At 59.8% G+C, this 24,003-nt stretch carries 24 protein-coding genes; 10 read left to right on the top strand and 14 right to left on the bottom strand.

All coding sequences use genetic code 11. The features are described from left to right. Window positions 1-12 precede the first annotated feature (12 nt). Window positions 13-369: a DMT family transporter gene (locus EV660_RS12345; RefSeq protein ID WP_134013945.1), complete on the top strand. Its 357-nt coding sequence runs from the start codon at window positions 13-15 to the stop codon at window positions 367-369. A gap of 148 nt (window positions 370-517) precedes the next feature. Here the strand turns inward: EV660_RS12345 and ubiV are convergent, their stop codons facing one another. Genes ubiV through ubiT form a run of 3 tightly spaced genes read right to left on the bottom strand, consistent with a single transcriptional unit; the run spans window position 518 to window position 2,948 of the window. After that, window positions 518-1,423: a ubiquinone anaerobic biosynthesis protein UbiV gene (gene ubiV, locus EV660_RS12340; RefSeq protein ID WP_071482000.1), complete on the bottom strand. Its 906-nt coding sequence runs from the start codon at window positions 1,421-1,423 to the stop codon at window positions 518-520. A gap of 5 nt (window positions 1,424-1,428) precedes the next feature. Beyond that, window positions 1,429-2,406 carry a ubiquinone anaerobic biosynthesis protein UbiU gene (gene ubiU, locus EV660_RS12335; RefSeq protein WP_071480296.1) on the bottom strand — a complete coding sequence of 326 codons (978 nt, stop codon included), beginning with the start codon at window positions 2,404-2,406 and terminating at the stop codon, window positions 1,429-1,431. After that, the gene (ubiT, locus tag EV660_RS12330; RefSeq protein WP_071481999.1) at window positions 2,406-2,948 is read right to left on the bottom strand and encodes a ubiquinone anaerobic biosynthesis accessory factor UbiT; all 543 of its coding nucleotides are present in this window, start codon (window positions 2,946-2,948) and stop codon (window positions 2,406-2,408) included. The genes ubiU and ubiT overlap by 1 nt, the downstream gene beginning before the upstream one ends. A gap of 133 nt (window positions 2,949-3,081) precedes the next feature. Here ubiT and EV660_RS12325 point away from each other — a divergent pair, with 133 nt between their 5' ends. Genes EV660_RS12325 through EV660_RS12305 form a run of 6 tightly spaced genes read left to right on the top strand, consistent with a single transcriptional unit; the run spans window position 3,082 to window position 9,083 of the window. Continuing rightward, a complete protein-coding gene (locus tag EV660_RS12325; RefSeq protein ID WP_071481998.1) occupies window positions 3,082-4,578 on the top strand; it encodes a UbiD family decarboxylase in 1,497 nt (498 codons plus the stop codon). Then, the gene (locus EV660_RS12320; protein WP_071480295.1) at window positions 4,575-5,138 is read left to right on the top strand and encodes a UbiX family flavin prenyltransferase; all 564 of its coding nucleotides are present in this window, start codon (window positions 4,575-4,577) and stop codon (window positions 5,136-5,138) included. The genes EV660_RS12325 and EV660_RS12320 overlap by 4 nt, the downstream gene beginning before the upstream one ends. Further along, window positions 5,104-6,273 (top strand): NnrS family protein, encoded by a 1,170-nt coding sequence (locus tag EV660_RS12315; RefSeq protein ID WP_134013947.1) that lies wholly within the window; start codon window positions 5,104-5,106, stop codon window positions 6,271-6,273. The genes EV660_RS12320 and EV660_RS12315 overlap by 35 nt, the downstream gene beginning before the upstream one ends. Before the next feature lie 2 nt (window positions 6,274-6,275). Continuing rightward, on the top strand, window positions 6,276-6,488 hold the full coding sequence (locus EV660_RS18645) for a hypothetical protein (protein ID WP_100319126.1): 213 nt from the start codon (window positions 6,276-6,278) through the stop codon (window positions 6,486-6,488). Next, window positions 6,478-7,722, top strand: a complete 1,245-nt coding sequence (locus tag EV660_RS12310; RefSeq protein WP_071480293.1) for a hypothetical protein — start codon at window positions 6,478-6,480, stop codon at window positions 7,720-7,722. Before EV660_RS18645 ends, EV660_RS12310 begins: the two co-directional genes overlap by 11 nt. After that, window positions 7,719-9,083 carry a cytochrome P450 gene (locus EV660_RS12305; RefSeq protein ID WP_071480292.1) on the top strand — a complete coding sequence of 455 codons (1,365 nt, stop codon included), beginning with the start codon at window positions 7,719-7,721 and terminating at the stop codon, window positions 9,081-9,083. The genes EV660_RS12310 and EV660_RS12305 overlap by 4 nt, the downstream gene beginning before the upstream one ends. A gap of 212 nt (window positions 9,084-9,295) precedes the next feature. On the opposite strand, the gene EV660_RS12300 is transcribed toward EV660_RS12305, so the two are convergent. Next, window positions 9,296-10,330 carry an NAD(P)/FAD-dependent oxidoreductase gene (locus tag EV660_RS12300; RefSeq protein WP_375781719.1) on the bottom strand — a complete coding sequence of 345 codons (1,035 nt, stop codon included), beginning with the start codon at window positions 10,328-10,330 and terminating at the stop codon, window positions 9,296-9,298. 58 nt (window positions 10,331-10,388) lie between these two features. On the opposite strand from EV660_RS12300, the gene mnmC2 reads away from it, so the two are divergent. From mnmC2 to EV660_RS12285, 3 genes are all read left to right on the top strand, one after another. Continuing rightward, complete coding sequence (gene mnmC2, locus EV660_RS12295) at window positions 10,389-11,045, top strand: tRNA (5-methylaminomethyl-2-thiouridine)(34)-methyltransferase MnmC2 (protein ID WP_071481997.1); 657 nt, start codon at window positions 10,389-10,391, stop codon at window positions 11,043-11,045. Beyond that, window positions 11,042-11,911 carry a DMT family transporter gene (locus EV660_RS12290; RefSeq protein ID WP_071480290.1) on the top strand — a complete coding sequence of 290 codons (870 nt, stop codon included), beginning with the start codon at window positions 11,042-11,044 and terminating at the stop codon, window positions 11,909-11,911. Before mnmC2 ends, EV660_RS12290 begins: the two co-directional genes overlap by 4 nt. A 76-nt stretch (window positions 11,912-11,987) precedes the next feature. Further along, complete coding sequence (locus EV660_RS12285) at window positions 11,988-13,490, top strand: fused MFS/spermidine synthase (protein WP_071480289.1); 1,503 nt, start codon at window positions 11,988-11,990, stop codon at window positions 13,488-13,490. 418 nt (window positions 13,491-13,908) lie between these two features. Here EV660_RS12285 and EV660_RS12280 read toward each other — a convergent pair whose 3' ends face one another. The 10 genes from EV660_RS12280 to EV660_RS12235 all read right to left on the bottom strand — a co-directional run bounded on the left by EV660_RS12280 (window position 13,909) and on the right by EV660_RS12235 (window position 23,994). After that, window positions 13,909-15,048: a Gfo/Idh/MocA family protein gene (locus EV660_RS12280; RefSeq protein ID WP_198510672.1), complete on the bottom strand. Its 1,140-nt coding sequence runs from the start codon at window positions 15,046-15,048 to the stop codon at window positions 13,909-13,911. A gap of 3 nt (window positions 15,049-15,051) precedes the next feature. Then, window positions 15,052-16,104, bottom strand: a complete 1,053-nt coding sequence (locus tag EV660_RS12275) for a sugar phosphate isomerase/epimerase family protein (protein ID WP_071480288.1) — start codon at window positions 16,102-16,104, stop codon at window positions 15,052-15,054. Window positions 16,105-16,205: 101 nt separating this feature from the next. Continuing rightward, window positions 16,206-17,123 carry an SRPBCC family protein gene (locus tag EV660_RS12270; RefSeq protein ID WP_071480287.1) on the bottom strand — a complete coding sequence of 306 codons (918 nt, stop codon included), beginning with the start codon at window positions 17,121-17,123 and terminating at the stop codon, window positions 16,206-16,208. 12 nt (window positions 17,124-17,135) lie between these two features. Further along, complete coding sequence (locus EV660_RS12265; RefSeq protein ID WP_071480286.1) at window positions 17,136-17,981, bottom strand: phosphoenolpyruvate hydrolase family protein; 846 nt, start codon at window positions 17,979-17,981, stop codon at window positions 17,136-17,138. Then, a complete protein-coding gene (locus tag EV660_RS12260; RefSeq protein WP_071480285.1) occupies window positions 17,978-19,180 on the bottom strand; it encodes a Tm-1-like ATP-binding domain-containing protein in 1,203 nt (400 codons plus the stop codon). Before EV660_RS12260 ends, EV660_RS12265 begins: the two co-directional genes overlap by 4 nt. Further along, window positions 19,170-19,877: an ABC transporter ATP-binding protein gene (locus EV660_RS12255; RefSeq protein WP_071480284.1), complete on the bottom strand. Its 708-nt coding sequence runs from the start codon at window positions 19,875-19,877 to the stop codon at window positions 19,170-19,172. Before EV660_RS12255 ends, EV660_RS12260 begins: the two co-directional genes overlap by 11 nt. After that, window positions 19,877-20,647: an ABC transporter ATP-binding protein gene (locus EV660_RS12250; RefSeq protein WP_071480283.1), complete on the bottom strand. Its 771-nt coding sequence runs from the start codon at window positions 20,645-20,647 to the stop codon at window positions 19,877-19,879. The genes EV660_RS12255 and EV660_RS12250 overlap by 1 nt, the downstream gene beginning before the upstream one ends. 60 nt (window positions 20,648-20,707) lie before the next feature. Further along, window positions 20,708-21,976 (bottom strand): ABC transporter substrate-binding protein, encoded by a 1,269-nt coding sequence (locus tag EV660_RS12245; protein ID WP_071480282.1) that lies wholly within the window; start codon window positions 21,974-21,976, stop codon window positions 20,708-20,710. Between the two features lie 111 nt (window positions 21,977-22,087). Next, window positions 22,088-23,107, bottom strand: coding sequence for a branched-chain amino acid ABC transporter permease (locus EV660_RS12240; RefSeq protein WP_198510671.1), 1,020 nt, complete (start codon window positions 23,105-23,107; stop codon window positions 22,088-22,090). Continuing rightward, window positions 23,104-23,994, bottom strand: coding sequence for a branched-chain amino acid ABC transporter permease (locus tag EV660_RS12235; RefSeq protein ID WP_071481994.1), 891 nt, complete (start codon window positions 23,992-23,994; stop codon window positions 23,104-23,106). Before EV660_RS12235 ends, EV660_RS12240 begins: the two co-directional genes overlap by 4 nt. Between the last annotated feature and the right edge of the window lie 9 nt (window positions 23,995-24,003).

Genomic DNA, 24,003 nt, shown 5'->3' with positions numbered 1-24,003 from the left:
AAGGCCAGCTATATGCCCACCGACAGCACACTTCCTGAAATTGCCAGCAACCCGCATATTCTGCGCTGGATCGGCATTATCGTGATTGCGGGTTTTGGGTATACTGTGGCGACTGTGGGGATGAAATTCGCAGCCCTGGGCAGTTATCCGATCGGATTGGTTCTGATTGTGGCAGGGTTCATACTGGCCACGGTGGCCGAAGTTTTTCTGCTGCGGCGCGGGGATCTGACTGTGGTCTATGTCACGATTATCGGCGTAGAGACATTGATGATTCTTGGCGCTGCAGCGCTCTTGGGTGAAATTGTCGATCTACGGCGCATGATGGGCGCGGCCTGCGTTGTTATTGGCATCGCGCTCTGTTCGAGTTGACGCCAGAGCAACCAGCGCGGGTTTCCTATATGCCTTGGGAAAACCCGGCAATGTTGCCGCCCAACCTTGAATAACATTGCCCCGGCCTTGATAGCCGGGACAGTTTGCCAAGCGGAACAGCTACTCCAACCTTGCCAAAAGGCACCAATCAGGCAAGCACAGGTTTCGCACCCCAGCTTGCGCCTGCGCCATCCCGCCCGAAACCGTCGCAGAACTGCATGTCGGGATGTGCCGCACTCAATTTCGAGATCAATGCCGCTGATGTCATGTCGCCTGCCAGAAGCTGCGCATAATCGGCGCAGATCGCGTCAAAACCCATCGATTGCGGTTGCAACCGCAAGGCGCTGATGCCCATTTGCTGTAACCTGGCCGCGTGATCGGCCATACAGGCATAGGCCTGGCTTAAGGTTTGCACGCCATTGACGGCCAGAAAGGACTGCCCCTCAAGCGTATCCACATCGCGCCCGTCAGGGTCTTGGTCGCAGACAAACTGGCACGAATCCTTTGCGCGCTCATGCAATCGCGCATGGTAGCACCGCCCCGAGATGGCCAGCGGCAAGCGTCCATGCCCCCAGACTTCCAGCGCGACACCTTCGGCCTGCGCAACCTGCGCCAGCACCGCGATGGAAGCCATCGGCAATTCAGGGGGCAGACAAATCCGCGTGGCCCCGCGCCGCGCCAGCCAGCGCAACGTGCCTTCATTATAGACATTGACCAGCGGGCCGACCCAGAAAGGCACATCTTCGGGAATGTGGTGCAGGGCCGAAAGGTCATTCACCTCCACCGGCAGGCCCATTCCCAGCAGATCAGCCGTCAGCTTGCGCTCGCGCTTCAAGGTAATCAACGCAAGCGAGGTCAGCGCGACCTCTTTGCCGCCTGCTTGCAGGGCTGCGATTGCCTGCGGGATTTCATCTTGCCAGAACGGCAAGCGCTTCGAGCAGACCAATTCCCCCAGCACTACGCGCGCGACTGGCGCATCGGCCAGCCCGGCGTAGAAGCAGCGCACGGCCTCGGCATTCCAGAAAAACGGGTTTGGGGCGACTGTCAGGTCCATTCGCATCACCTCCATGTCTTTGCATAAGCGCCAGTGGTCGCGGCCTGCCCCTCGGACAGACGTGCAAGCGCCAGTGCAGGCGGCGCACGCCCCTCATCCAGCGCATCCGTGACCGCCCGGAACGCCCGCACGATCTGTGCAACATAGGCTTTTGACCGCTGCCGTCCTTCTATCTTAAGCGCCGTCACACCTGCCTGCGCCAGCCTTGGTACAAGGGCAGAGGCATCAAGACTGACCGCATCCTCAAACACATGCCCGGTCTTGTCACCCGAGGTGAAGCAGCCTTTGCACAATGTAGGATAAGGTGCTGCGCCCCCTTTGGGCGTCCGGTGGATGGTAAATCCCCCCAGACGAGCCACGCTCTCATTGCCTTCGGTTGCATAGTCAACATGTTCCGGCGGCGAACAGACACCGTTCATATTTGGCGACCGGCCTGTTGCATAGGATGACAGCGAACAGCGCCCTTCAGCCATCACACACAACCCCCCAAAGACAAAAACCTCGGTTTCCACATCAATCTCTTTGTTGATCGCGGCGATTTCTTCAACACTGAGCACGCGCGGCAGGACCACGCGGCGCACATCAAAGGCGCTTGCGTAGAAATTGATTGCATCAGGATTGGCCGCCGCAGCCTGCACCGACAGATGACGGCGCAGATCGGGGTGATGCTCGGCCGTGTAGGCCAGCAACCCCAGATCGGCCAGAATGACCGCATCCGCGCCTGCCCTTTCCGCATCGGCCACTGCCGAATGCCATAGCGCTTCCTGCCCCGCGGTCGGAAAGGTATTGATCGCAACCAGCACTTTCGCGCCACGCGCATGAGCATAGCCGACCGCCTCGGCCAGTTCTGCGCGCGAGAAGTTCAGCCCCGGAAAATTGCGTGCATTGGTTTCATCAGCGAAGCCACAGTAGATACAATGCGCGCCCGCATCCACGGCGGCGCGTAGCGCGGCGGGCGTGCCGGCAGGGCAGACAAGTTCCATCAATATACCTCTGGTGTTGTGTCAGCGCGTTGCAGGTGAAGTCCGGTCAGTTTCTCAAGTGGCGCAAGCGCAAGGCGCAAGGGCGGGGCCAAAAGCGGCAAGGCATTCGCAATCTCAGTGCTCAGGTCCAACTCGGCATCATCCAGCGCGTTGCGCAGCGCCAGAACGGCGGACGTATCGCCCTCGATCTGCAAAGAGCCTGAAAAATAGAGCGAGTCGCCATCCTCGACCCCGTGCAGCATCGCCAGAAAGGCTGCCAGACTGCCAGAGATGCGCGCATCGGCATCGGGCGCGGCGCTGCGACGAAACGCCCGAAGCTCGGCCCGCGCCGGGTGAAGCCGCAGGATGAAAGGAAGATCAGTGATATCCAGTTCAAACAGATTTTCTTGATATTTATCAATCCTGCTCAGGATGGTCGGATGCGCGCGCAAAAGCTTGCGTGCAAGCTGGCTTAGCGCGATCGACACGGGCCATAACGGCAAAACATGCATTGGTGCCGTAAGTATTTTTGGAATGGTGACATTCTCTCTGGCTTGCTGCATCGCGCTGTCCTGCTTTGGCAGATTGATCACCTGCCCCTGTTACCGCAGGGTTACAGATAGTTGTTTGATGTATGTCAATTACCCTCACGGATTGGGCTGCTATCTGCCTTCAAACCCTGCAAACAGGTCTGAAATGCGCCAACTCCCTCCCTTCCCCGACTTGCGCAGCTTTCTGCACTGGCTGGACCAGCGCGGTGATCTTCTTACCGTGAAAGACCCCGCAGACCTGCGTCATGAGATGACAGCCTTGCAACTGGCCGCCTTGCGCGCCGCCGGGCCAGCCTTGCGGTTTGATCACGCGCATTCAGGCGGCACGCGTGCGGATTTACCGGTTATTGCCAATCTGTTCGGCACCCGCGAACGGGTTGCCGCCGGTCTGGGAATGACACTGGATGATCTGCCCAAGCTTGGTGAGTTTCTGGCCGCCTTGCGCAGCCCTGCCCCGGTGGACGGAATGCGCGACGCACTGTCGCGCTGGCCGCTACTGCGCGCCGCCCTCACGGCGCGGCCCCAGATACGCCGCAGCGCCCCAGTGCAACAAGCGCAGGACATCGCGGACCTGACACAGATTCCCGTCCAGACGCCCTGGCCGCGTGATGCTGGCCCGCTGATCACATGGCCGGTCGTCATCACCCGCCCCTATGGGACGCAGGCCGACCAGATCACGCGTTATAATCTGGGGGTTTACCGCGCGCAGGTTCTGGGGCCGGACCGGTTGATCATGCGTTGGCTGGCCCATCGCGGGGGCGCGGCGCATGCGCGCACATGGGCACAGGCGCGCGATCCCATGCCCGTCGCCATCGCGCTGGGGGCCGATCCGGCCACGCTGCTGTCTGCCGCCCTGCCCTTGCCCGAAACCGTATCTGAACTTGGCTTTTCCGGTGTCTTGCGTGGCGCAAGGACCGAACTGGTCGCGGCAAAATCTGTTCCGCTGATGGTCCCTGCACAGGCTGAAATCATTCTAGAGGGGTGGATTCACCCAGATGACAGCGCCCCTGAAGGGCCGTTTGGCGACCATACCGGCTACTATAACGCCGTGGAAAATTTCCCCGTCATGCGTATCTCAGCCATCACGCACCGGCGCGACCCAATGTATCTGACCACCGTGACAGGCCGCCCACCAGACGAGCCGTCGGTGATAGGCGAGGTGTTCAATGATCTGGCCCTGCCGGTAATCCGCGCGCAGATCCCGGAAATCCGCGACCTGTGGCTTCCCCCTGCGGGCTGTTCCTACCGGATCGCGGTGGTGCAGATCGACAAGCGCTATCCCGGTCAGGCGCGGCGGGTGATGATGGCGCTTTGGGGGATGTTGCCGCAATTCAGCTATACCAAGCTGGTGATCGTGGTCGATACGGACATAGACCCGCGCAACTGGGATGATATCGCATGGGCGCTGTCCACGCGTATGGACCCAAGCCGCGACCTGATGGTTCTGGACCGCACACCGATGGATTATCTGGACTTTGCCTCGCCGCTCGAAGGATTGGCAGGCAAGCTGGGGGTGGATGCCACAAACAAGATCGGTGCCGAGACCACCCGCGACTGGGGCGAAGTCATGACGCTTGACCCCGCACATGAAGCGCGCGCGGCAGAATTTGTCGCCCAACACATCAGTAAGGCCCGCCAATGAAAAAGCGTGTTGTTCTGGGAATCTCTGGTGCGTCTGGCGCCGCACTGGCGCTTGATTGCATGCGCCATCTGGCGCGGATAGGCGTGGCGGTTGATCTGGTCACAACCCGCATGGCTCGCCACACCTGCGATCTGGAACTGGGGCCAACCGCCACAGCAGAGCTGGAGCGCCTTGCCGATGTGATCCATGATGGCACCAATATGGGCGCAACCGTCGCCTCTGGCAGCTATCCGGTCGCTGGCATGATCGTCGCCCCCTGTTCGATGCGCAGCCTTGCGGCGATTGCCAATGGACTGGATGACACGCTTCTGACCCGCGCGGCGGGCGTACAACTGAAGGAACGCCGCCCCCTTGTGCTGCTGGCGCGAGAGGCACCGCTGACGCTAGCGCATCTGCGCAACATGACCACTGTCACCGAAATGGGCGGGATCATCCTGCCCCCGGTGCCTGCGTTCTACCTCAAACCCGATAGCGTTGCGGCCATTACCACCCAGATCGCCGCGCGCGCCGTGGACATGCTGCGCCTTGAGCGGCCGCTGGCAGATGCTTGGCAAGGCTGAAGCCTACCGCGTTTTTTTCGGGCTTGCCGCGGCATGGGCCGCACTGTCTGTTCCAATCTGGCACTGGCGCGCACTCCCTCAGGTGACGCTGGAATGGCATGTGTCGGAATTGGTGCTTGGTTTTGTCGCCGCACTGATCGCGGGCTACACCCTGACGGCATGTTCGGCATGGTCTGGCAGGGGCCCATCGCGCGGTGGCGTGATCGTTGCCTTGGCGATGCTGTGGCTAGGTGCCCGCGCGGCGATGATGGTCCCCCATCCACAGGCAGAAATCATTGCGCGCGCCCTGAATGCCGTCATATTCGCTACCATCGCTGTGCTTGTCTGTCGTGAATGGCTATACGGGTTGCAACATGGGCGGCGCGCCGTCGTGCCCCCCCTTGTTATCGGGGTTTGCCTTGTTCTTGGAACAGGCGCGCTTGTCCTACAGAACCTGCAACCTCAGTTTTTGCTGGTGCCGGTCTGGTTGGTCATGGCTGTGGGCAGCCGGATGCTGATTGCCTTCCTGAATGCCGCTGCGCACCGATTGGGCGAACAGGAATCGCGGCCCAACTGGCCTTTCATCCATGCCGCGCTTGTGTTGCTTGGCGTGGCCTTTGTGGTATGGGACAGCGCCCCACCATCCTTTGTCGCGGCCTTGCTGATGAGCGTGGCGCTGTGCCTGACGGGCTTCATCACAACCCTTGGCCTGACACCTGTGCGCCACGATGCGCTGTTGCTGATGATGACACTTGCACTGTGCTGTATCCCGGCAGGTCTGTTTATCTATGCAGGCGCGACTTTGGGATGGCCAACGCGGGGACCTGGCACCAGCGGTGCACTACATTTCATCGCGATTGGCGGGCTAAGCTGCATGGGCATTGCTGTGATGGCCCGCGCAAGTGCGCTGCGCCACCCCGGTTATCTGAAGGCACGACGCGGTGCAGTCATCGGCTTTTACTGTGTCTTTCTGGCTGCAATCTTGCGTATGTCTGATGCACTGTCTCTGGCTGCGACAAGCTGGTCAATTGGCTGGGGCCTTGTTCTGGTGGCGCATCTGCAAGCCTGTCGCCAACCTGTTCCGCACCCCGTTTTCAGCGCGAATATCCTCACGAATTCAAAGCTGATGAGGTCACACTACACAAGAGACATGTGACCATGAAGGATCAGAAAAAACCGACCACCCCTTCAAGGACTGCGAACCTGATTGAAGGGGTAGAAACAGAGATCAAAGAGTCAGCTAATACGAGCCACACACGCCCATACAAACTGAAAGCCAGCCCGCAGCGATACATCGAAACAGGCTTATTTCTGCCAGATTTTTGCGATACTCACATGACAAAGTATCGAGCTGTTATGTATGAATATTGAAAGTAGACCTGATCACTCCAAACCTGCCGCGCCCCAAAGCGTGAAACGGCGGCATGTGTTTTACATTCCGGGCTATGACCCGTTCCCGCCGCGTCGTTACAGAGAATTGTATCGCTGCGAATCCACCGATCAGGCGCGTATTTCTGGCTACCGCATCGCGCAACGCCCGCGCAAATCTGACGGGCCATATGGCTGGATTGTCACATCCGAAGTAGATGGGCAGACAACCCAGTCCGAGGTCACGATCCTTGAATGGTCCGATATCGTCAAGAACTCCATGCAGGCGGGGATCTTTTCGACCTATGTTCTGTTGGTAAAAACGGCATGGGTTTATCTGTCCACAGGTGTCTTGTTGCGGCTGTTCAGGCTGCGGGCAGCCCCCGGCATTGCGGCAATGTATCCGGTCATCATGCTGTTGGGCCAGCTACTGACGGCCGTGGCTGCGGCCGGGCTGGCCGGCTGGGCCGCCTCGGCGCTGATCCCGGCATGGCTGGCTTATCTGCTGGGCTTGGCGGTTATCCCCCCAATCTTGCAGGGTTTTCGCAAAATCGACGGTCGGTTTTTCGTGCATTACCTGCTGCTGGACTTTGCCTTTACCGCCAAGCACAGGGGCCGCAATCCACCAGAACTGGAAGCGCGGCTGGATGATTTTGTCGGTCTGATCAGCGCTGCTCTGCGCGATAACAGCCTAGATGAAGTGCTGGTCGTCGGCCATTCATCGGGCGTGCATCTGGGGGTGTCGGTACTTGCGCGGCTGATCCGCGCGGGCCATGCCAGCGAGGGGGGAAAACTGGCCTTTCTCTCGCTGGGTCATGCCGTGCCGATGCAGTCTTACCTGCCAGAGGCGCAGGAACTGCGCGAAGATTTGCGTTACTTGTCGCAACGCGACGAAGTGTTCTGGCTGGATGTCACGGCACCGGGGGACGGGTGCTGCTATGCGCTTTGCGACCCTGTGTCATCTTCTGGCGCGGCCCCCGCGACTGGCAAGCGCTGGCCCCTCATGATTTCAGCGGCCTTTACCCAAAGCCTGACACCACAGACCTATCGCAAATACAAACGCAGATATTTCCGGCTGCATTTCCAGTATCTGTGCGCTTTTGATGCCCCAAGGGATTACGATTATTTTCTTGTCACCGCAGGCCCGCTGAGGCTCGCCGACCGCTACAGGGACCGAAAACCCTCGGCCAGTGTCAGCCATGCCTGCTATTTGCCTGAAAGCCAGCGTTTACCATGACACGCCCCCCCATGCCCGACCACCGCCCGGACCATGTTCCGTTCTGGCAACATCTTGCCATGTTCCGGCGTGACATCCTGTCGACCCAGCCCGCGCGGCTGTATCGCGCCAAGATGGCGGAAGTAAAACTGCCCTTCTTGCATTCGGTCATGGTCAATACCCCCGATCTGGTGCACTTGGTGCTGCAAGACCGCGCAAGCGATTTCCCCAAATCCGAGCGCGTGCGCGAAGGATTGCGGCTATTGCTGGGCAATTCGGTTTTCGTGACCAATGATGCCATATGGGAACGACAGCGCCGCATGATCGACCCGGCGTTCGAGGGCGGGCGCTTGCGCGACACGTTTCCCGCGATGTGGCAGGCGGCGCAATCCTGCGCGGAGCGGCTGAAGGGCGGCACGCAGGAAATCGAGCAAGCCATGAGCCATGCCGCCGCAGATGTCATTTTTCGCGCCCTGTTTTCCTTGCCCATCGAGGATGAGACAGCAGCACAGGTTTACCGCACATTCCAAGCCCATCAACGCAGCGCGCCAATCCTGAACATGGCGGCCTTGGTGCCTATGTCGCGCCGCATTCCACGGTTCTTTCCCCGCCAGACGCGCGAGACTGCCGCCCAGATCCGCGCCTTGATCACGCAGATGACAGCCGCGCGGATGCAAGCCATTCAGGACGGCACCGCCCCCGATGATCTGGCCACCAAGATCATGACCACACGCGACCCTGAAACAGGTGAGGCTTTCAGCACCGACGAAATGGTCGATCAGGTCGCGATTTTCTTTCTTGCCGGGCATGAAACCAGCGCCTCGGCCCTTGCCTGGACGTTGTATCTGATCGCCACGCATCCACAATGGCAAGAGCAACTGGCAACCGAGGCCAAGGCGCTGCTGCCCTACACTGAAAGCGCGCAGCAGCCCGAATTCAGCTTGCTCAAACACTTCCCGCTGATCCGCGACACGTTCCGCGAGGCGTTGCGCCTGTATCCGCCTGTCCCGATGATGGTGCGTGAAAGCACCCGTCCAGAGCGTTTTCGCAACCGCGATCTGGGGGCAGGCACACAGGTTATCGTCTCGCCTTGGCATATGGGGCGCAATGAAAACATCTGGCGCGATCCGCATGACTTCCGCCCTGAGCGCTGGCAAGACCCAGACAACAAGGTCTGCATGCGCGATGCGTTTATCCCGTTCTCAGCCGGGCCACGTGTATGCACCGGCGCGGGGTTCGCTATGGCCGAAGCGGTCCTGATTTTGGCGCGGCTGTTGTGTTCATGGCGGTTTGAACCTGTTGCGGGTCGGGTTCCGGTGCCAATGGCCCAGATGACGGTGCGCGCGCGCGATGGGATATGGCTGGAACTGCACGCGCGCTGAGTTGCCTGAAGGACTTTGCGGGTAGTGGGCTGACGCCTCAAGTGCGGAATCAAGGGCGCTAGCCCGCCGCGCAGCACCCGGCTGCCCTCAGGTCACGGCGCTGCGCGGCTTCACGTCCGGCCTCAATATGTCTGCTTGACCCCAAACACCCTACCTTCCGGATCAAACACGTCCCCCAGACAAGGCCCGATTTTCAGGTCATAAACACCAGATCAGACCGCGCCGAAACCGAAGCCATCAGGGATCGTATCGCGCCCCTCCAGCACCAGATCGGCCATGCATCCGGCCAGAATTGGAGCCATTGCAAAACCGATCTTGAAGCCGCCATTGAACACAAAATGCCCCTCGCGCCCCGGCCATGGTCCAAGCAGTGGCGCGCGGCTTTTTGCGCGAGGGCGCACACCGGCCCAAGCGTCAATCACAGGGGCATCTTGCAGCGCAGGGCAAACAGCGCGCGCACGCGCCAAAAGCTCATCACATTGCCCATCCACGCTGGACGCGTCCGTAAACTCTCGCTCGCTGGTTGACCCAATGGCCACCGTTCCGTCAGCATGGGGCACAATATGCAGCCCGTCGGCAAAGATCTGAGGGGCGTTTTCGCAAGCATGTTGCAGAAGAATGGACTGCCCCTTGACGCCGGACCCGATGGGCCGCCCCAATGCTACGGACAGGTCTTGCAACCCTTCATAGCCCGTAGCCCAGACTGTCAGACCATCGGCCACAGGCGCGTCACCAAAGCTGATGCGGCCCCCCAGCGTCTGCACCGCAGCGGCCAGCGCCTGCCCTGCGCGCCTTGGCTGAATTCTTGCGCTCAACGTGTCATGGATCACCCATCCAGATGGGCTGATCAGCGGCAGGCCGGGCGCGTCCTGCGCAGGGATCACCCGCCAGTTTGCGAAGCCCTGCCACAACTCTTCTGCATTGGACGCGCGCGCTTGGGCCAGATCAAGTGCTGCTTCGGTGACAGGTTGCACCCGCCCCAACCGCGCATAGCCGGGATCGATATCTGATAGGGTGGCCACCCGCGCCCAGAATCCTTCGGCCATACGAAGCGCGTCAAACTGAAACGCTTTCTTGGGATTCCAGTTTTCGGGCACATGCGGCGCCAGTGCCCCGACCAGCCCGCCGCTGGACCCGGCACCGATATGGCGTTTCTCGATCACATGGACCCGCGCGCCCCGCTCTGCGCAAACCAACGCAAGCGACAGGCCAAACGCACCTGCCCCCATGATTGTTATATCGGCCATTGTCATTTTCCTTCGCGCTCTGCATGAATGCGTCACGCTCGACATAAAGCAGACCGACATGAACGACCAGCACGCGCTACTCGACTGGAGAGAGGGCGAGATTCCGATCTCGACCCGCTTCGGCGACCCCTATTTCTCGCTTCAAAGCGGGCTGGAAGAGACACGACATGTATTCTTGCGCGGCAACGAATTGCCACAGCGTGCCGTGCCGGGGTTTCATATTGCGGAACTGGGGTTTGGCACAGGCCTGAACCTGTTGGCCACACTGGACGCATTGGGCGCGCGCGGGCCAATCCGCTACACAAGTTTCGAGGCATTTCCAATGACCGCGCCGGATATGGCCCGCGCATTGGCGGCCTTTCCGATGCTGGACGCAACCGGCTTGCTGGACAACTGGTCAAACGGCGCGCAGCGCTTCACCCTTGGCCAGGCCGAGGTCGAAATCATCATTGGCGACGCGCGCGACACCCTGCCGCGCTGGCAGGGCGTCGCAGATGCGTGGTATCTGGACGGTTTCTCGCCCGCCAAAAACCCTGAACTTTGGTCCGACGATCTGATGGCAGAGGTGGGCCACCACACGGTCGCGGGCGGCACATTCGCCACCTATACGGCCGCTGGCCATGTGCGCCGTGCGTTGCAAGCGGCAGGGTTCAATGTCACGCGCAGTCCGGGCTTTGGGCGCAAGCGGCACATGAGCACAGGGCACAAACCATGACCGAGCAGAACAATACGCTTGGTATCTGGCTGATGATCGCCACCGCTTTCGTCTTTGCCATGCAGGACGGGTTGTCGCGCCATCTGGCCGGTGAATACAATGTCTTTATGATCATCATGATCCGCTACTGGTTCTTCGCCAGTTTCGTGATCGTTGTCGCTGCGCGCAAGGCGGGCGGCATACGCAAGGCCGCCGCCACCAAGCAACCCTTCGTGCAGGCATTTCGCGGGGTGTTGCTGGCACTAGAAGTCTGCGTGATGGTCACAGCTTTCGTGGTTCTGGGGTTGGTGGAAAGCCATGCAGTGTTTGCAATGTATCCGCTGCTGGTTGCGGCCCTCTCTGGCCCGGTGCTGGGTGAAAAGGTGGGGTGGCGGCGCTGGGTGGCGATTGGCATCGGTTTTGTCGGCGTGCTGATCATTCTGCAACCAGGTTTCGGGGTCTTCCAGCCCGCCGCGCTTATCCCCCTGCTTGCGGCGTTCATGTTCGCCCTTTACGGACTGCTGACACGCTATGTTGCGCGCAAAGACAGCGCTGCGGTCAGCTTTTTCTGGACCGGAACTGCGGGCGCTGTAACCATGACGGCAATCGGCATCTGGTTCTGGGAACCGATGGCCGAAGGCGACTGGATCTGGATGGGGCTGCTTTGCATCAGCTCTGCCTTCAGCCATTTCCTGCTGATCCGCGCTTATGAAGTGGCCGAAGCCAGCGCAGTGCAGCCTTTCGCCTATCTGCAACTGCCCTTTGCGGCAGCACTGGGGGTAGTGGTGTTTCATGAAGCTATTCGCACAAATGTTCTGATCGGCGCGGCTGTGGTGGTCGGGGCGGGTCTGTTCACGCTGTGGCGCGCACGGGTCAGCAAGGCGTAAAGACTTCATATATTCGGATTGCACCATATAAGTGCAGGCCCTAAGCTGCCCCTCAGGGAAGAGACAGGAAGACGATATGCACAAGTTATGGGTTCTGGTCGCCATTCAGGCCACAGTCGCGGCGGCCTCGCTGGTGGTGGAAATCGTAGCCGGACGGATGCTGGCACCTTATGTGGGCATGTCGCTATATACATGGACTTCGGTGATTGCAGTGGTGCTGGCGGGGTTCTCTGCAGGGCACTGGGTTGGCGGACGTCTGGCGGAATGGCCTGCGGACCGTGCCTTGCGCGCCAATGCCTGGGCCATGCTGCTGGCGGCTGCGACCACGGCCGGCGCGGTCTTCTTGCTGCGGATCACAGCGGGGCCAGTCATCACCGTGCTGCAAGACCCTGTTGCCGCAATTGTCGCCCTGACCATGCTGGTTTTCTTCCTGCCGTCGTTCTTTGCGGGCATTCCTGCGCCGATCCTGTCGCAGATCGCTGTCATGCGTCACCCCGAACGCTCTGGCCGGGCCTTGGGCGCGATGTTTGCAGCCGGTGCCTGGGGCGCAATTATCGGCACACTTGCGGCGGGGTTCGTGTTCATCTCTTGGCTGGGGTCAGTGGGCACACTGACATTTGTCACCATGGTCTATATTGCCGTGGCCTTCTACAGCTTCATCGCCGCAAATGGCGTCAGCCGCTGGCTGGTACAGGGGGCAGTCGCATCGCTGGTGCCGCTGGTTCTGGCCGGGGCGGCACTGTATCGGCCCGACCCCTGCACATATGAAAGCAATTATTTCTGCATCCGCGTGGTTGATATCTCGCCCAGTGAAGACGAACCCGTCCGGCTGATGGTGCTGGATCATCTGGTGCACGGAATCTCTGACGGGGTGGATGCCAGCGCCATGCTGACCCCACATGGCATGATGCAGGACGGGCTGTCACGTATGCGCATGGAGGGGCGCGCGCATTGGGACGGGTTCATCATCGGGGGGGGCACCTATACGGTGCCGCGCGCCTGGGTCGAAATGGGCGAGCCGGTCGATGTGACCGTGGCAGAGGTTGACCCGGCGGTGACCGAAGTCGCCCAAGAGAGCTTCTGGTTCGACCCAGACAGCGCCCGCGTTGTCCATGCCGATGCGCGCATTGTGCTTGCGCGTGAAGATACACAATATGACATAATCCTTGGCGATGCCTTCACCGATATCGCCGCCCCGCCACATCTGATCACGCGCGAGTTTTTTGATCTGGCGGCGTCGCGGCTGAACCCGGATGGGGCATTTCTGATGACGATCATTGACCATATGGACCGGCTTGATGTGCTTGCCTCGCTCACCGTGACGGCACGCGAGGTGTTTGACGTGGTCGAGATTTGGGCCGACCCAAGCCACGATTCCACTCAGGCGCGACGTGTGTTTCTGATGGTGGCTGGCGATAGCCCGTCCGCTGTCAGCCAGATACGCCATGACGGGCCGGAACCGCGTCAAGCCGTACGAATTGCAGCCTCCTCGCTTCAGGGCATTATCGACGATCGCAAAGCGATTGTATTGACCGATGATTTTGCACCGATCGACCGGCTGTTGGGACGCGGCGGCTGACGCAAGGCGGGTCGAAATTTCAGATATTATGATCGCAACCTGAAGCCTTGGTATCTTAGCGCACCGCGCCCCGGCCAGCTAAAAAGCCGCCCCGTGATCGTTCTGAGGGCGTTGCGGACTTTGACCGGCGCGGAAGCAAGGCGCAAAGCGCCGCCGCGCATCGCCGGGCCGCACCCTCGGCACGGCGATTTGGCTGCCCCAAGCGCAAAGATCTGATCTTTCAGGGGCTTGGCCAGCATAAAGCGCTACAGAGTAATCCTTGGATCGCCGCCCCGCGGCCCGACGCTACGCGGCTTTGCACCCGGCTTTGCTATGTCCGAAAAGTCCCGCAAAACCGACTTTGGTCATCCATGGCAGCGCCTTGCGTCAGATGCGCAACACTGGCGGCACGGTCATCTCCCGCCAGTCGCCACAACGATCAGAGGGAAACCCAACCCGCATCCGCCTGCGATGAACGCAGCGCGGCCGCGATGAAGTGCATCCCGTCCAGCCCTGCCTCTAACCCCGGCAGCACCGACAGGTCAGGCGCCTGCCCCAGTGCAACCGCGCGGATGGCACTGGCCGCGCCACTATAGATGTTGGCAAACCCTTCCAGATACCCCTCTGGGTGGCCACCGGGAATGCGGCTGACAGCATTGGCGCCAGCGCCGGCGCCAGCCCCGGCACGTGTCAGAAGGCGTTTGGGTTCACCAAATGGCGTGAACCATAGATAGTTCGGGTCTTCCTGCGCCCATTCGAGGCCGCCCTTCTCACCATAGACGCGCAGCTTCAAGGCATTCTCGTTGCCCGGTGCCACCTGACTGGACCACAGCATTCCGCGCGCACCGCCACTGAAACGCAGCAGGATATGCGCATTGTCATCCACCCGGCGATCTGGGACAAAACTTTGCAGATCAGCGGCCAGGCTCTCGACCTTCAACCTGGTTACAAAACAGGCCAGATTATGGGCATGGCTTCCGATATCTCCGATACAACCGCCAGCCCCGGATCGCGCCGGGTCTGTGCGCCATTCGGCCTGTTTGTTGGTTCCGGTCGCCTCGGCGGCTTCGGTCAGCCAGTCCTGCGGGTATTCAACCTGCACAACACGCAACTTGCCCAGATCACCCGCCGCTATCATATCCCGCGCCTGACGGATCATGGGATAGCCAGTGTAATTATGCGTCAGGATGAAAAGCGCCTTTGACTGACGGATAGCGCTGGCGATTTCATCCGCCTGTTCCAAAGTCGCGGCCAATGGTTTGTCGCAGATCACATGTATTCCACGCCGCAGAAATTCAATCGCGGGGGCTGCATGCATATGGTTGGGTGTGACGATAGATACCGCTTCGATCCCGTCGGGGCGCGCAGCCTCGGCCTCGGCCATCTCGGCATAAGTGCCGTAGCAGCGGTCTGCGGCCAGACCTAATGCCTGCCCGCTGTCGCGCGACCGCTCTGGCGTGGAAGAAAGCGCGCCCGCGACCAGTTCAAACTGCCCATCCAGCCGCGCAGCGATACGGTGCACACCACCAATGAACGCATCCTTGCCGCCACCGACCATTCCCAAACGTATCTTGTCCATGGTCTATAACCCCAACATGCGACGGTTGGCGGCCTCATCCGTGCCCCCGCCCGCGAAATCATCAAACGCTTTTTCAGTAACGCGGATGATATGGCTGCGCACAAATTCCGCGCCTTCCCGCGCGCCATCCTCCGGGTGCTTCAGCGCGCATTCCCATTCCACGACCGCCCAACCCTCAAAATCATTTGCAGCCATCTTCGAGAATACCGCACCAAAATCGACCTGACCGTCGCCCGGACTGCGAAAGCGCCCGGCACGGTTGACCCAACTCTGGAAACCGCCATAGACACCTTGGCGCCCGGTAGGGTTGAATTCGGCATCCTTGACATGGAACATCCGGATACGGTCCTTGTAGATGTCGATATTATCAATGTAATCAAGGCATTGCAGAACGTAATGCGACGGGTCGTACAGCATGTTGGCACGGGCGTGGTTACCCACTCGTTCAAGGAACATTTCATAGCTGACCCCATCATGCAGGTCTTCGCCGGGGTGGATTTCATAGCAGAGATCGACGCCGCAACTTTCTGCATGGTTCAGGATCGGCAACCAACGGCGGGCAAGTTCATCAAACGCCGCCTCGACCAGCCCAGCCGGGCGCTGCGGCCACGGGTATACGAAGGGCCAGGCCAGCGCGCCGGAAAAAGAGGCCATTGCCGTAAGCCCCATATTCCGCGATGCGGTTAGGGCTTGCATCATCTGTTCGACCGCCCATGCCTGCCGGGCCTTGGGGTTGCCATGCACCGACGGGTCAGCGAACCCGTCAAATGCCATGTCATAGGCCGGATGCACCGCGACAAGCTGGCCTTGCAGATGGGTCGACAACTCTGTCACCTCGACACCATTTGCAGCTGCGACCCCCTTGAATTCATCACAGTAATCGCGGCTTTGCGCTGCCTTCGCAAGGTTGATCAAGCGACCGTCCCAGGAGGGAACCTGAACGCCTTTGTACCCACAATCTGCCGCCCATTTCGTTATGCTATCCCATGAATTGAATGGGGCCTTATCTCCGGCGAACTGTGCCAGAAACAGGGCTGGTCCCTTGATTGTTTTCATAGTTTCTCCTCCCACAGGTCAGACGTAAGGTTTATCTTGGCGTCACAATGTCTTGCGGATGTGTCACGCGCTGCCGCGTGGCCTGCTTGCAGCGCAGGGCATCAGCCCTGACCAAGCTGGCGATCCAGCGTATCGAAGGCCTTTTGAAAAACGTTTTCATGCACATTCGGGATCAATTCCAGATCATCCTGGGGCGCGGCAATCCAATCGGCAGTCCAGACCGCAAATGTGTGGCCGCTGTCAGTCACCGGGTAAAGCCGGGCACCGGCGTGGTAGTTCATCCAGGGCATCGGGCTTTTGAGGATCCGGTAGCGAAACGCATGTTCGCGATCAGAAAGCAGGGTCAGTTGCTCGTGCAGTTGCCCGTCACCAAAGATGAAATCACGCACGCCTGAAACTGTGTCCGACCGCACGCCACCGATCATTTCCATCTGCGGGATATCTTCGTGCCAGTGCTTCATACCAGCGAAGTCGCGCATCTTTTCCCAAACCGCCGCGACAGGCGCGCGGATCACGCTGGAGGTGAACACCTTGGCAGGTCGCAAACCCTGCCAACGCTGCGCATCATCGGGCTGGACACCGTGCTTTGCCACATGCACGGCAAGCGCCTTCAGCCCGCTTGCAAAAACCGCGTCCGAAATCAGCGCGACATATGTGCCCTTATCCGCCTGCGCTTCGTCGAATGTGGCGGACCAGCGCACAAAGGATTTATCGCCGTTTGTGACTGGGATTGCCTCCAGAACGGCAATGTAGTTTTCGACCGGGAATGCAGGCGTCTCAAAATTATAGGCCATGCGATAACGGCTGTCGTCCAGTTCCAGCAGGCGTTCGCGCACGAAAGTGCCGTCTGCAAGCGTAAAGGCACGGATGCAACCGACACTGTCAGCAGCGCGTCCGTCTTCGATGGTGCTTTCGCTTACACCGGGGTTCCAGACCGGCAACCCGTTGAAGTCACGCAATATCGCCCAGACCGTTTCGACAGGCGCATCGATGATTGTAGTTGCTAGCGCTTGGGCCATGTCATGATCCTCTCAGAATGTCAGCGCCTTGAAGGCGCGCGTCGTATCTGCAAGTGCGATTTCCGTGGGCAACCGTTCCATGGAACTGGCGCCATAAAAGCCGTGGCATAATTCTGTATTGCGCAGGACGTATTCGGCGTCTTGTGGCGTGGCGATTGGGCCGCCGTGGCAGATGACCAGAATATCGGGCCGCACTTTGCGGGCCGCTTCGGCCCAGAGGTCGATATCGCGCACGCAGTCATCCAACGAGCGTACAGTTTCCGCCCCGATTGCCCCACCAGAGGTCAGCCCCATATGCATGACAAGAATATCGGCCCCGGCCAGCGCCATTGCATGTGCCTCATCTGCGCTGAACACATAGGGCGTGGTCAGAAGGTCGCGGTCATGGGCCATGCGGATCATCTCGATCTCAAGGTCATAACTCATGCCAGTCTCTTCCAGATTCTGGCGGAACGTGCCGTCAATCAGGCCCACTGTCGGGAAATTCTGCACACCGGCGAAACCCATTGCCTTCAACTTGTCCAGATGCGGGCCCATCAGCAGAAAGGGGTCTGTGCCATTCACACCTGCCAGAACTGGCGTATGGCGCACCACGGGCAACACCTCTTGCGCCATATCAAGGACAATCTCATTGGCATTGCCATAGGCCAGAAGCCCCGCAAGAGAGCCGCGCCCGGCCATGCGATAGCGGCCCGAATTATAGATCACGATCAGGTCTATGCCCCCGCGCTCTTCGCTTTTGGCAGACAGACCGGTGCCTGCGCCCCCACCAACGATGGGAATGCGTTTTTGGGCCATTGCGGAAAATTTTGCCATCAGGGCGCTGCGGTCGCGGTGGTCTGGAAGGGGGTAGGTCATGCGGTCATCCTGCGGATTTCATCAGCCATTGCATCGGCAAAAGCGGGATCGTTGATTGGAAAGGGCAATTCGATCAGGCGACGGTTCTGCGTGACTTGAAATGTGTCGCGGATCGCGGAAAACAGGGCTTCATCCGCCTCTGGGTCGTGAAAGGGCATTCCGGGCACATCAATCGCAGAAACACCGCCCAGCGGCAGAAACAGCGATACCGGGCCAAGGCATTTGTTCAACCGTTCTGCAATGAAATGTCCGATCGCCGTGTTTTCCTGCGGGGTCGTGCGCATCAGGGTGACTTGCGGATTGTGCACCAGAAATTTTCGCTGCGCGAAATGTTCGGGCACCGTTTCGCGCGCACCAAAATTCACCATATCAACCGCCCCGACAGAGCCGACCCAGGGCAAACCAGTACGCGCGGGGGCACCGTATCGGTCAGCGCTGCAAGGCATCACCCCGCCGACCAGATAATCCGCCACCTCGGTCGCGGTCACATCCAGCAACGCGGCAAGCATTCCGGAATCCGCCAGCTTTTCCATCGCCGCGCCACCAGTTCCGGTGGCATGGAACACATAGGGCTCGAAGCTGCCTTCAAGTCGCTTGCGCAAATGGGTGACGCAGTCGGTTGTGACCCCGAACATGGTCAGCCCCAGCCCCGGCGGGTCGCCCTTGTCGGGCAGCACGGGATTCAGCGCCATGCCAGCGGCAGCATGGGCCGCATTTCCGATCACCTGCCTGCTGATTGCGTTCAAACCTGCCACATCGGTCACAGAATAGACCATGCCCAGATCACTGGCACCGACATAGGGCGCAACCTGACCAGATGCGACAGTAGACACCATCAGCTTGGGCACACCGACAGGCAAGGCACGCATGGCCTGCGTGACCAGCGCCGTATTGCCTGACCCGCCAAGCCCCAGAACCGCGCCGATGTCAGACCGCGCCATCAACCAGACGGTCAGCGCATCTGCCATCGCGGACACGGCCCGCCCCCGGTCCGTGCAGCCCAGAACGGCCTGTGCGCCATCAGGGTGGTGCGCGGCGATCTGCGCGGCAGTCACATCAGGCGCGGTACCCGGCATGCGCGTACCAACATCGACCAGCACAGCTTTGCCCCCCATCGCACGGATGCAGCTACAGGCATAGCTCAGCTCGGCCTCTTTCGTGTCGCAGGTGCCGATGACATAAACCGCTTTAATGCCCATGACTGACCCCCAGATATCTGTTTTGCAAGTCACGGTCGGCAGCCAATTCCGCACTGTTAAGCGTGGCCGCAATCTTGCCTGTAACCATGATGGCGACCTGCTCGGAAACTGAAGTTGCAACGCGCAGGTTCTGCTCGATAAGCAACAAGCCCATCCCCTCTGTCGCTATGTTGCGAAGCACCTCGATCAGATGGTCCACGATAACAGGTGCCAGCCCTTCTGAGGGTTCGTCCATGATGACCAGTTTGGGGTTCATCAGAAGCGCGCGTGAAATGGCAAGCATCTGCTGTTCTCCGCCCGAAAGCTGGTCGCCGCCATTGCGCCGCCGCTCTGCCAGACGCGGAAAGGTTTCATAGACACGGTCTATCGTCCAGGCGGGGTTGCCCTTCTGAGCGACCAGAACAAGGTGCTCATGCACCGACAAGGACGGGAACATGCGCCGCCCCTGTGGCACCAGTGCAATGCCACTGCGCGCCACGCGCCCGGTGCCAAGACCCAGAATTTCCTTGCCATCCAGCTTTGCGCTGCCGCTGGCCGAAACCATTCCCATCAGCGCCGAACACATGGTCGTCTTGCCCATACCGTTGCGGCCGACAACTGATAGCGGCGCTCCAAGCACGCTCAGATCAATCCCTTGCAAGATCGTCGCACGGCCAAAACGGACCTGAAGACCTCGAATTTCAAGATGTCCCGACATCAATGCCCCTCGCCCAGATAGATCGACTGCACCACTGGATCATCTGCAATAAGATCTGGCGTATTCTCGACCACGACCTCACCATCTTTCATCACGGTGACGATATCCGCGTTTGACAGGGCCACATCCATGTCATGCTCGATCAGCACCAGTGTCAATTCGCGCGGCAACGATCTGATCAGCGCAACCAGTTCTGGCCGTTCCGCCGCCGACAGCCCGGCGGCGGGTTCGTCCAGCATCAACAGTTTCGGATTGCCCGCCAGTGCCATGCCAATCTCGACCTGGCGGCGTTGGCCGTGCGATATCGCATCGACCTGCGCGCTTAGAAGCTGCGTCACGCGAACCCGGTCGGCCAGCGCACGTGCATGGGCAACATCCGCATCATCCGGCCCTGCCTTCAACATCGAAAAGCGCCCCTTTCGCGCACCACGCACCGCCAGGTAGAGGTTTTCCAGAACACTCAACCCGGTAAACAACAGCGAAGTCTGATAGGTGCGTCCAATCCCCAACCGCGCGCGTTGATGTGGCTTGAGATGTGAAATATCCTGCCCGAACAAAAGAATCCGGCCTGATGTTGGCGGGAAGTCCCCACAGATCGTGTTGAACAGCGTTGTCTTTCCGGCACCATTCGGGCCAAGGACAGCGCGCCGCTCGCCTTGTTTTATGGTCATGCTCACATTGCTGACAGCGGCCAGTGCGCCAAAACGACGGCCAACGCCTTTCAGCACAAGCGCATCTGTGTCAGTCGGCAGAGGGGGGGGTGGTGTCATGGTATGTCCCGTTTATGAAATGCCCGCCCCGGGAGGAACATAGGGCGGGCAAGAACCGGCTTAGCGTGCCGGTGGGCAGTCTGGATTGTCGCGCGAGGGCGAACCGAGGGCGATGAACGCCTCGGTATCCATACCCATTGTCTGGCTGACATCTTCGGTGCGCCCGAATGCTTCGGTGCGCATTGTGCCGCCGTCATTTACGATACGGGTCAGGAAAATATCCGAGATGGCCTGACGGTTGTCATCAAGCCGGACATTCGCGCCCATCGGGTTTGTGAACTCGACATTTGCAAGCGCTTCCTGGAATGCCGCCTGATTGTCGGACAGATCACCCCCGACTTCTTCCAAGGCCTGAAGAACGGCAATCGTGTTGGTGTAGTAGTTGAATGCATGGATCGAAGGCGAGTCAAAGCCATCGGGCCAGCGTTCGCGGTAGTTGGCGACAAATTCCAGCCATTCCGGATCATCATTCAGATCGGCAATCGGGCCAGCAGCAACCATGCCTTCCATCAGACGCTGATGCGGACCGCGGGCCGACAGCAGGGTCTGGTCGGCGGTGATTGATCCACCAATAATCGGCAGATCGCCCCCCACTTCTGCGTATTGTGTCAGAAAGGCCAGCGCATCCGTACCGCCCTGGATAAGCAGAACCGCGTCAGCGTCGGACGGAATCTGCGCGATGATGGATGAGAAATCGGTCGTATTCAACGGTGACCACAGCTTGGTCACAGCACCGCCAAGTTCACAATATTCATGCATGAAGCCGAAAACCTGCGCATAAGGAAATGCGTAATCGGCGGCAACAAGGGCGACATGTTCGGCCCCCATATCGTTATAGGCATGGGTGCCAAGCCCGGCCATCCATTGCGTGCCTTCTGTATTGAACCTGAAGAAGTTCGGGGATGGGTCACGCAAAGTGGTATCTGCCGCGCCAGATGACCCATTGACGATGGTGCGTCCTTCCAATGTGCGGGAATAGTCGCGCAAGGCGATGCCTTCGGCACCGGAAAGCGGGCCGATTATGATATCGACATTATCCTGCTCGATCAGCTTGCGCGCCCGCGCCAACGCAACATCAGGCGTTGCGTCCGAGGATTCGCGGATCCATTCGATGGTCTTGCCGGCAACAGTATAATCCACCGCCTCGAACGCCATTTCCATCGTCCGATAGGCATCTTGCCCACCTGTCGCGAATGGACCTTCAAGCGTGGTGATCGACCCGATGCGGATCACATCCTGCGCAAGCACCTGAGAGGCTGACAGCGCTAGAACCAGCGCAGTCGTGCCCAAGGCCCATGCAGGACGGCTTCCTTTATGTGGTAATGTCATGGTTTTCTCCCGTTTGCTCCTGCGCTCCTCCACGCAGGACGATTTATGTGCGACCCTGGTCAGAATGGTGACACGACAGCCGGATCGCGGCGCCGCCGTGCCAGCGCGGGGCTATTTCCCCCCGGCCGTAAGCTTGGCAACCGGATCTGATACAGGCTCTTTGCCGCCCCCCAGCCCCGCCAGTCGTTTCCCGATCCCCCACACCCCATCGGGTGAGACTAAGACAATTGTCAGGAAAACCAGCCCGATCAGAGTGTTGAAGCGGTCATGCCCGATGATCGAAGACGCGAATGTATCCATCACCGCATAGATCAATGCGCCCAAAAACGCCCCGACCGGGTGCCCCAACCCACCGATGACCGCCATGATCAGCACCGCGACAGTCGGCCATAGGCCAATCGAACTGGGTGTGATGCCGATATTGTAAAAGGTGATCAGGACGCCACCGCAGCCCGCGATGAACCCCGCCAGTGCAAAGGCCCCGATGCGGTGCAGCGCCACGCTGAACCCGATAGCGGATGTCCGACGCGCCGAGTCGCGGATGGCCTGAAGGGCCAGCCCGAACGGCGTGCGCACGACATAAAGAACCAGCAGATACAGCAACACAGCCGTAATCAGTGCGACATAGTAAAACACCAGATGGGTGCGGAACGGCATGCCAAACACCTCTGGTCCGACAATGTTGCGAATGCCCTCATAGCCGCGGAACCATTGCGTGTTGGACTGCGCAAACAAGCTGAAGCCAACCGCCAGTGCGAGGGTTATCATCAGCAGGTAAATCTCGCGCGTATTGACTGCGATCAGTCCCACCAGTGCACCTGTCAATGTGGCGGCCAGAACAGCAAGCGGGATAGCATAGCCGTAGGACATGGCGAACGGGCCAAGGGGAATGGCGGTTGGTGCCATCATCGCCACAGCATAGCCCGCCACACCTGCCATCATCGTCTGCGCCAGCGAAATGAACCCGCCATAATGTGCCAGAAATGTCAGCGACAGGGCCACGATTCCGTAGACCATCGCACGGCCAAGAATATTGGCCAGCCAGAAATTCGGCAGAAACAGCGGAAGCATCAGCAGTAGCGCCACGACAGCCCCGGTCATAAGCCATTGACGGTTGGTCATCATGATCATGCGATCTTCCTTCCCATCAGACCTTGCGGACGAATGGCCAGCACTGCGGCCATGATCACGAATGTCAGGATCACCGAATAGGTGGGGAAGAAGACCTGCCCCCATTGTTCAGCCAGACCGATCAGGATTGCGCCAAGGGCAGTGCCCCCGATCGACCCCATCCCCCCGACAATCACCACCACAAGCGAGATCAGCAGGAACCGCGCATCGACGCCCAGCGCCATTGGCTGCGCGGTCGCGCCAATTACCCCGCCAAGACCGGCCAGAGCAGCGCCCAGCGCGAATACCGTGGCGGCAACCAGCGGCACATTGACCCCGCAAGCAGCCAGCATCTGCCTGTCATCCACCCCTGCGCGCACCATGATGCCAAGGCGCGTCTTGTTGAGCAGCAGCCAAAGCCCCACACCCACCGCAACAGCCAGCCCGACCTGAAACAGGCGAAAGACCGGGTAGCGCCCAACCCCCGGCACCTGAACCGGGCCAAACAGCATATCGGGTGCAAAGAACTGGAATGGGCTGCCGCCGAAATTCGCCAGAAGCTGGTCTGCAATAATGATCGACAGGCCGATTGTGACCAGGGCCTGACGCAACTCCTGCCCCTGCATCCACCCCAGGAAAACGACCTGCATCACCACCCCAAGGATGGCTACGGCAGCGATGCCTGCCACAATGGCGATCAGCCATGCGTAGGAATACCATGCCGAACCATAAATCGGGTCAAATACCGCAAAGCCGATATAGGCACCCACCATATACAGCGCGCCATGCGCCATGTTGACAGTACGCATCAGGCCGAAGATCAGCGAGAAGCCACTTGCAACGATGAAGTACAAGGCGGCCAGCGTCAGCCCGTTAAGGGTGACGGTAAGAATGAATTGAAGCGACAAGTTTTCCTC

It is taken from the genome of Roseinatronobacter bogoriensis DSM 18756 (genome assembly GCF_004366635.1).
Lineage (GTDB): Bacteria > Pseudomonadota > Alphaproteobacteria > Rhodobacterales > Rhodobacteraceae > Roseinatronobacter > Roseinatronobacter bogoriensis.
This window is presented reverse-complemented; position numbering and strand designations above follow the sequence as displayed.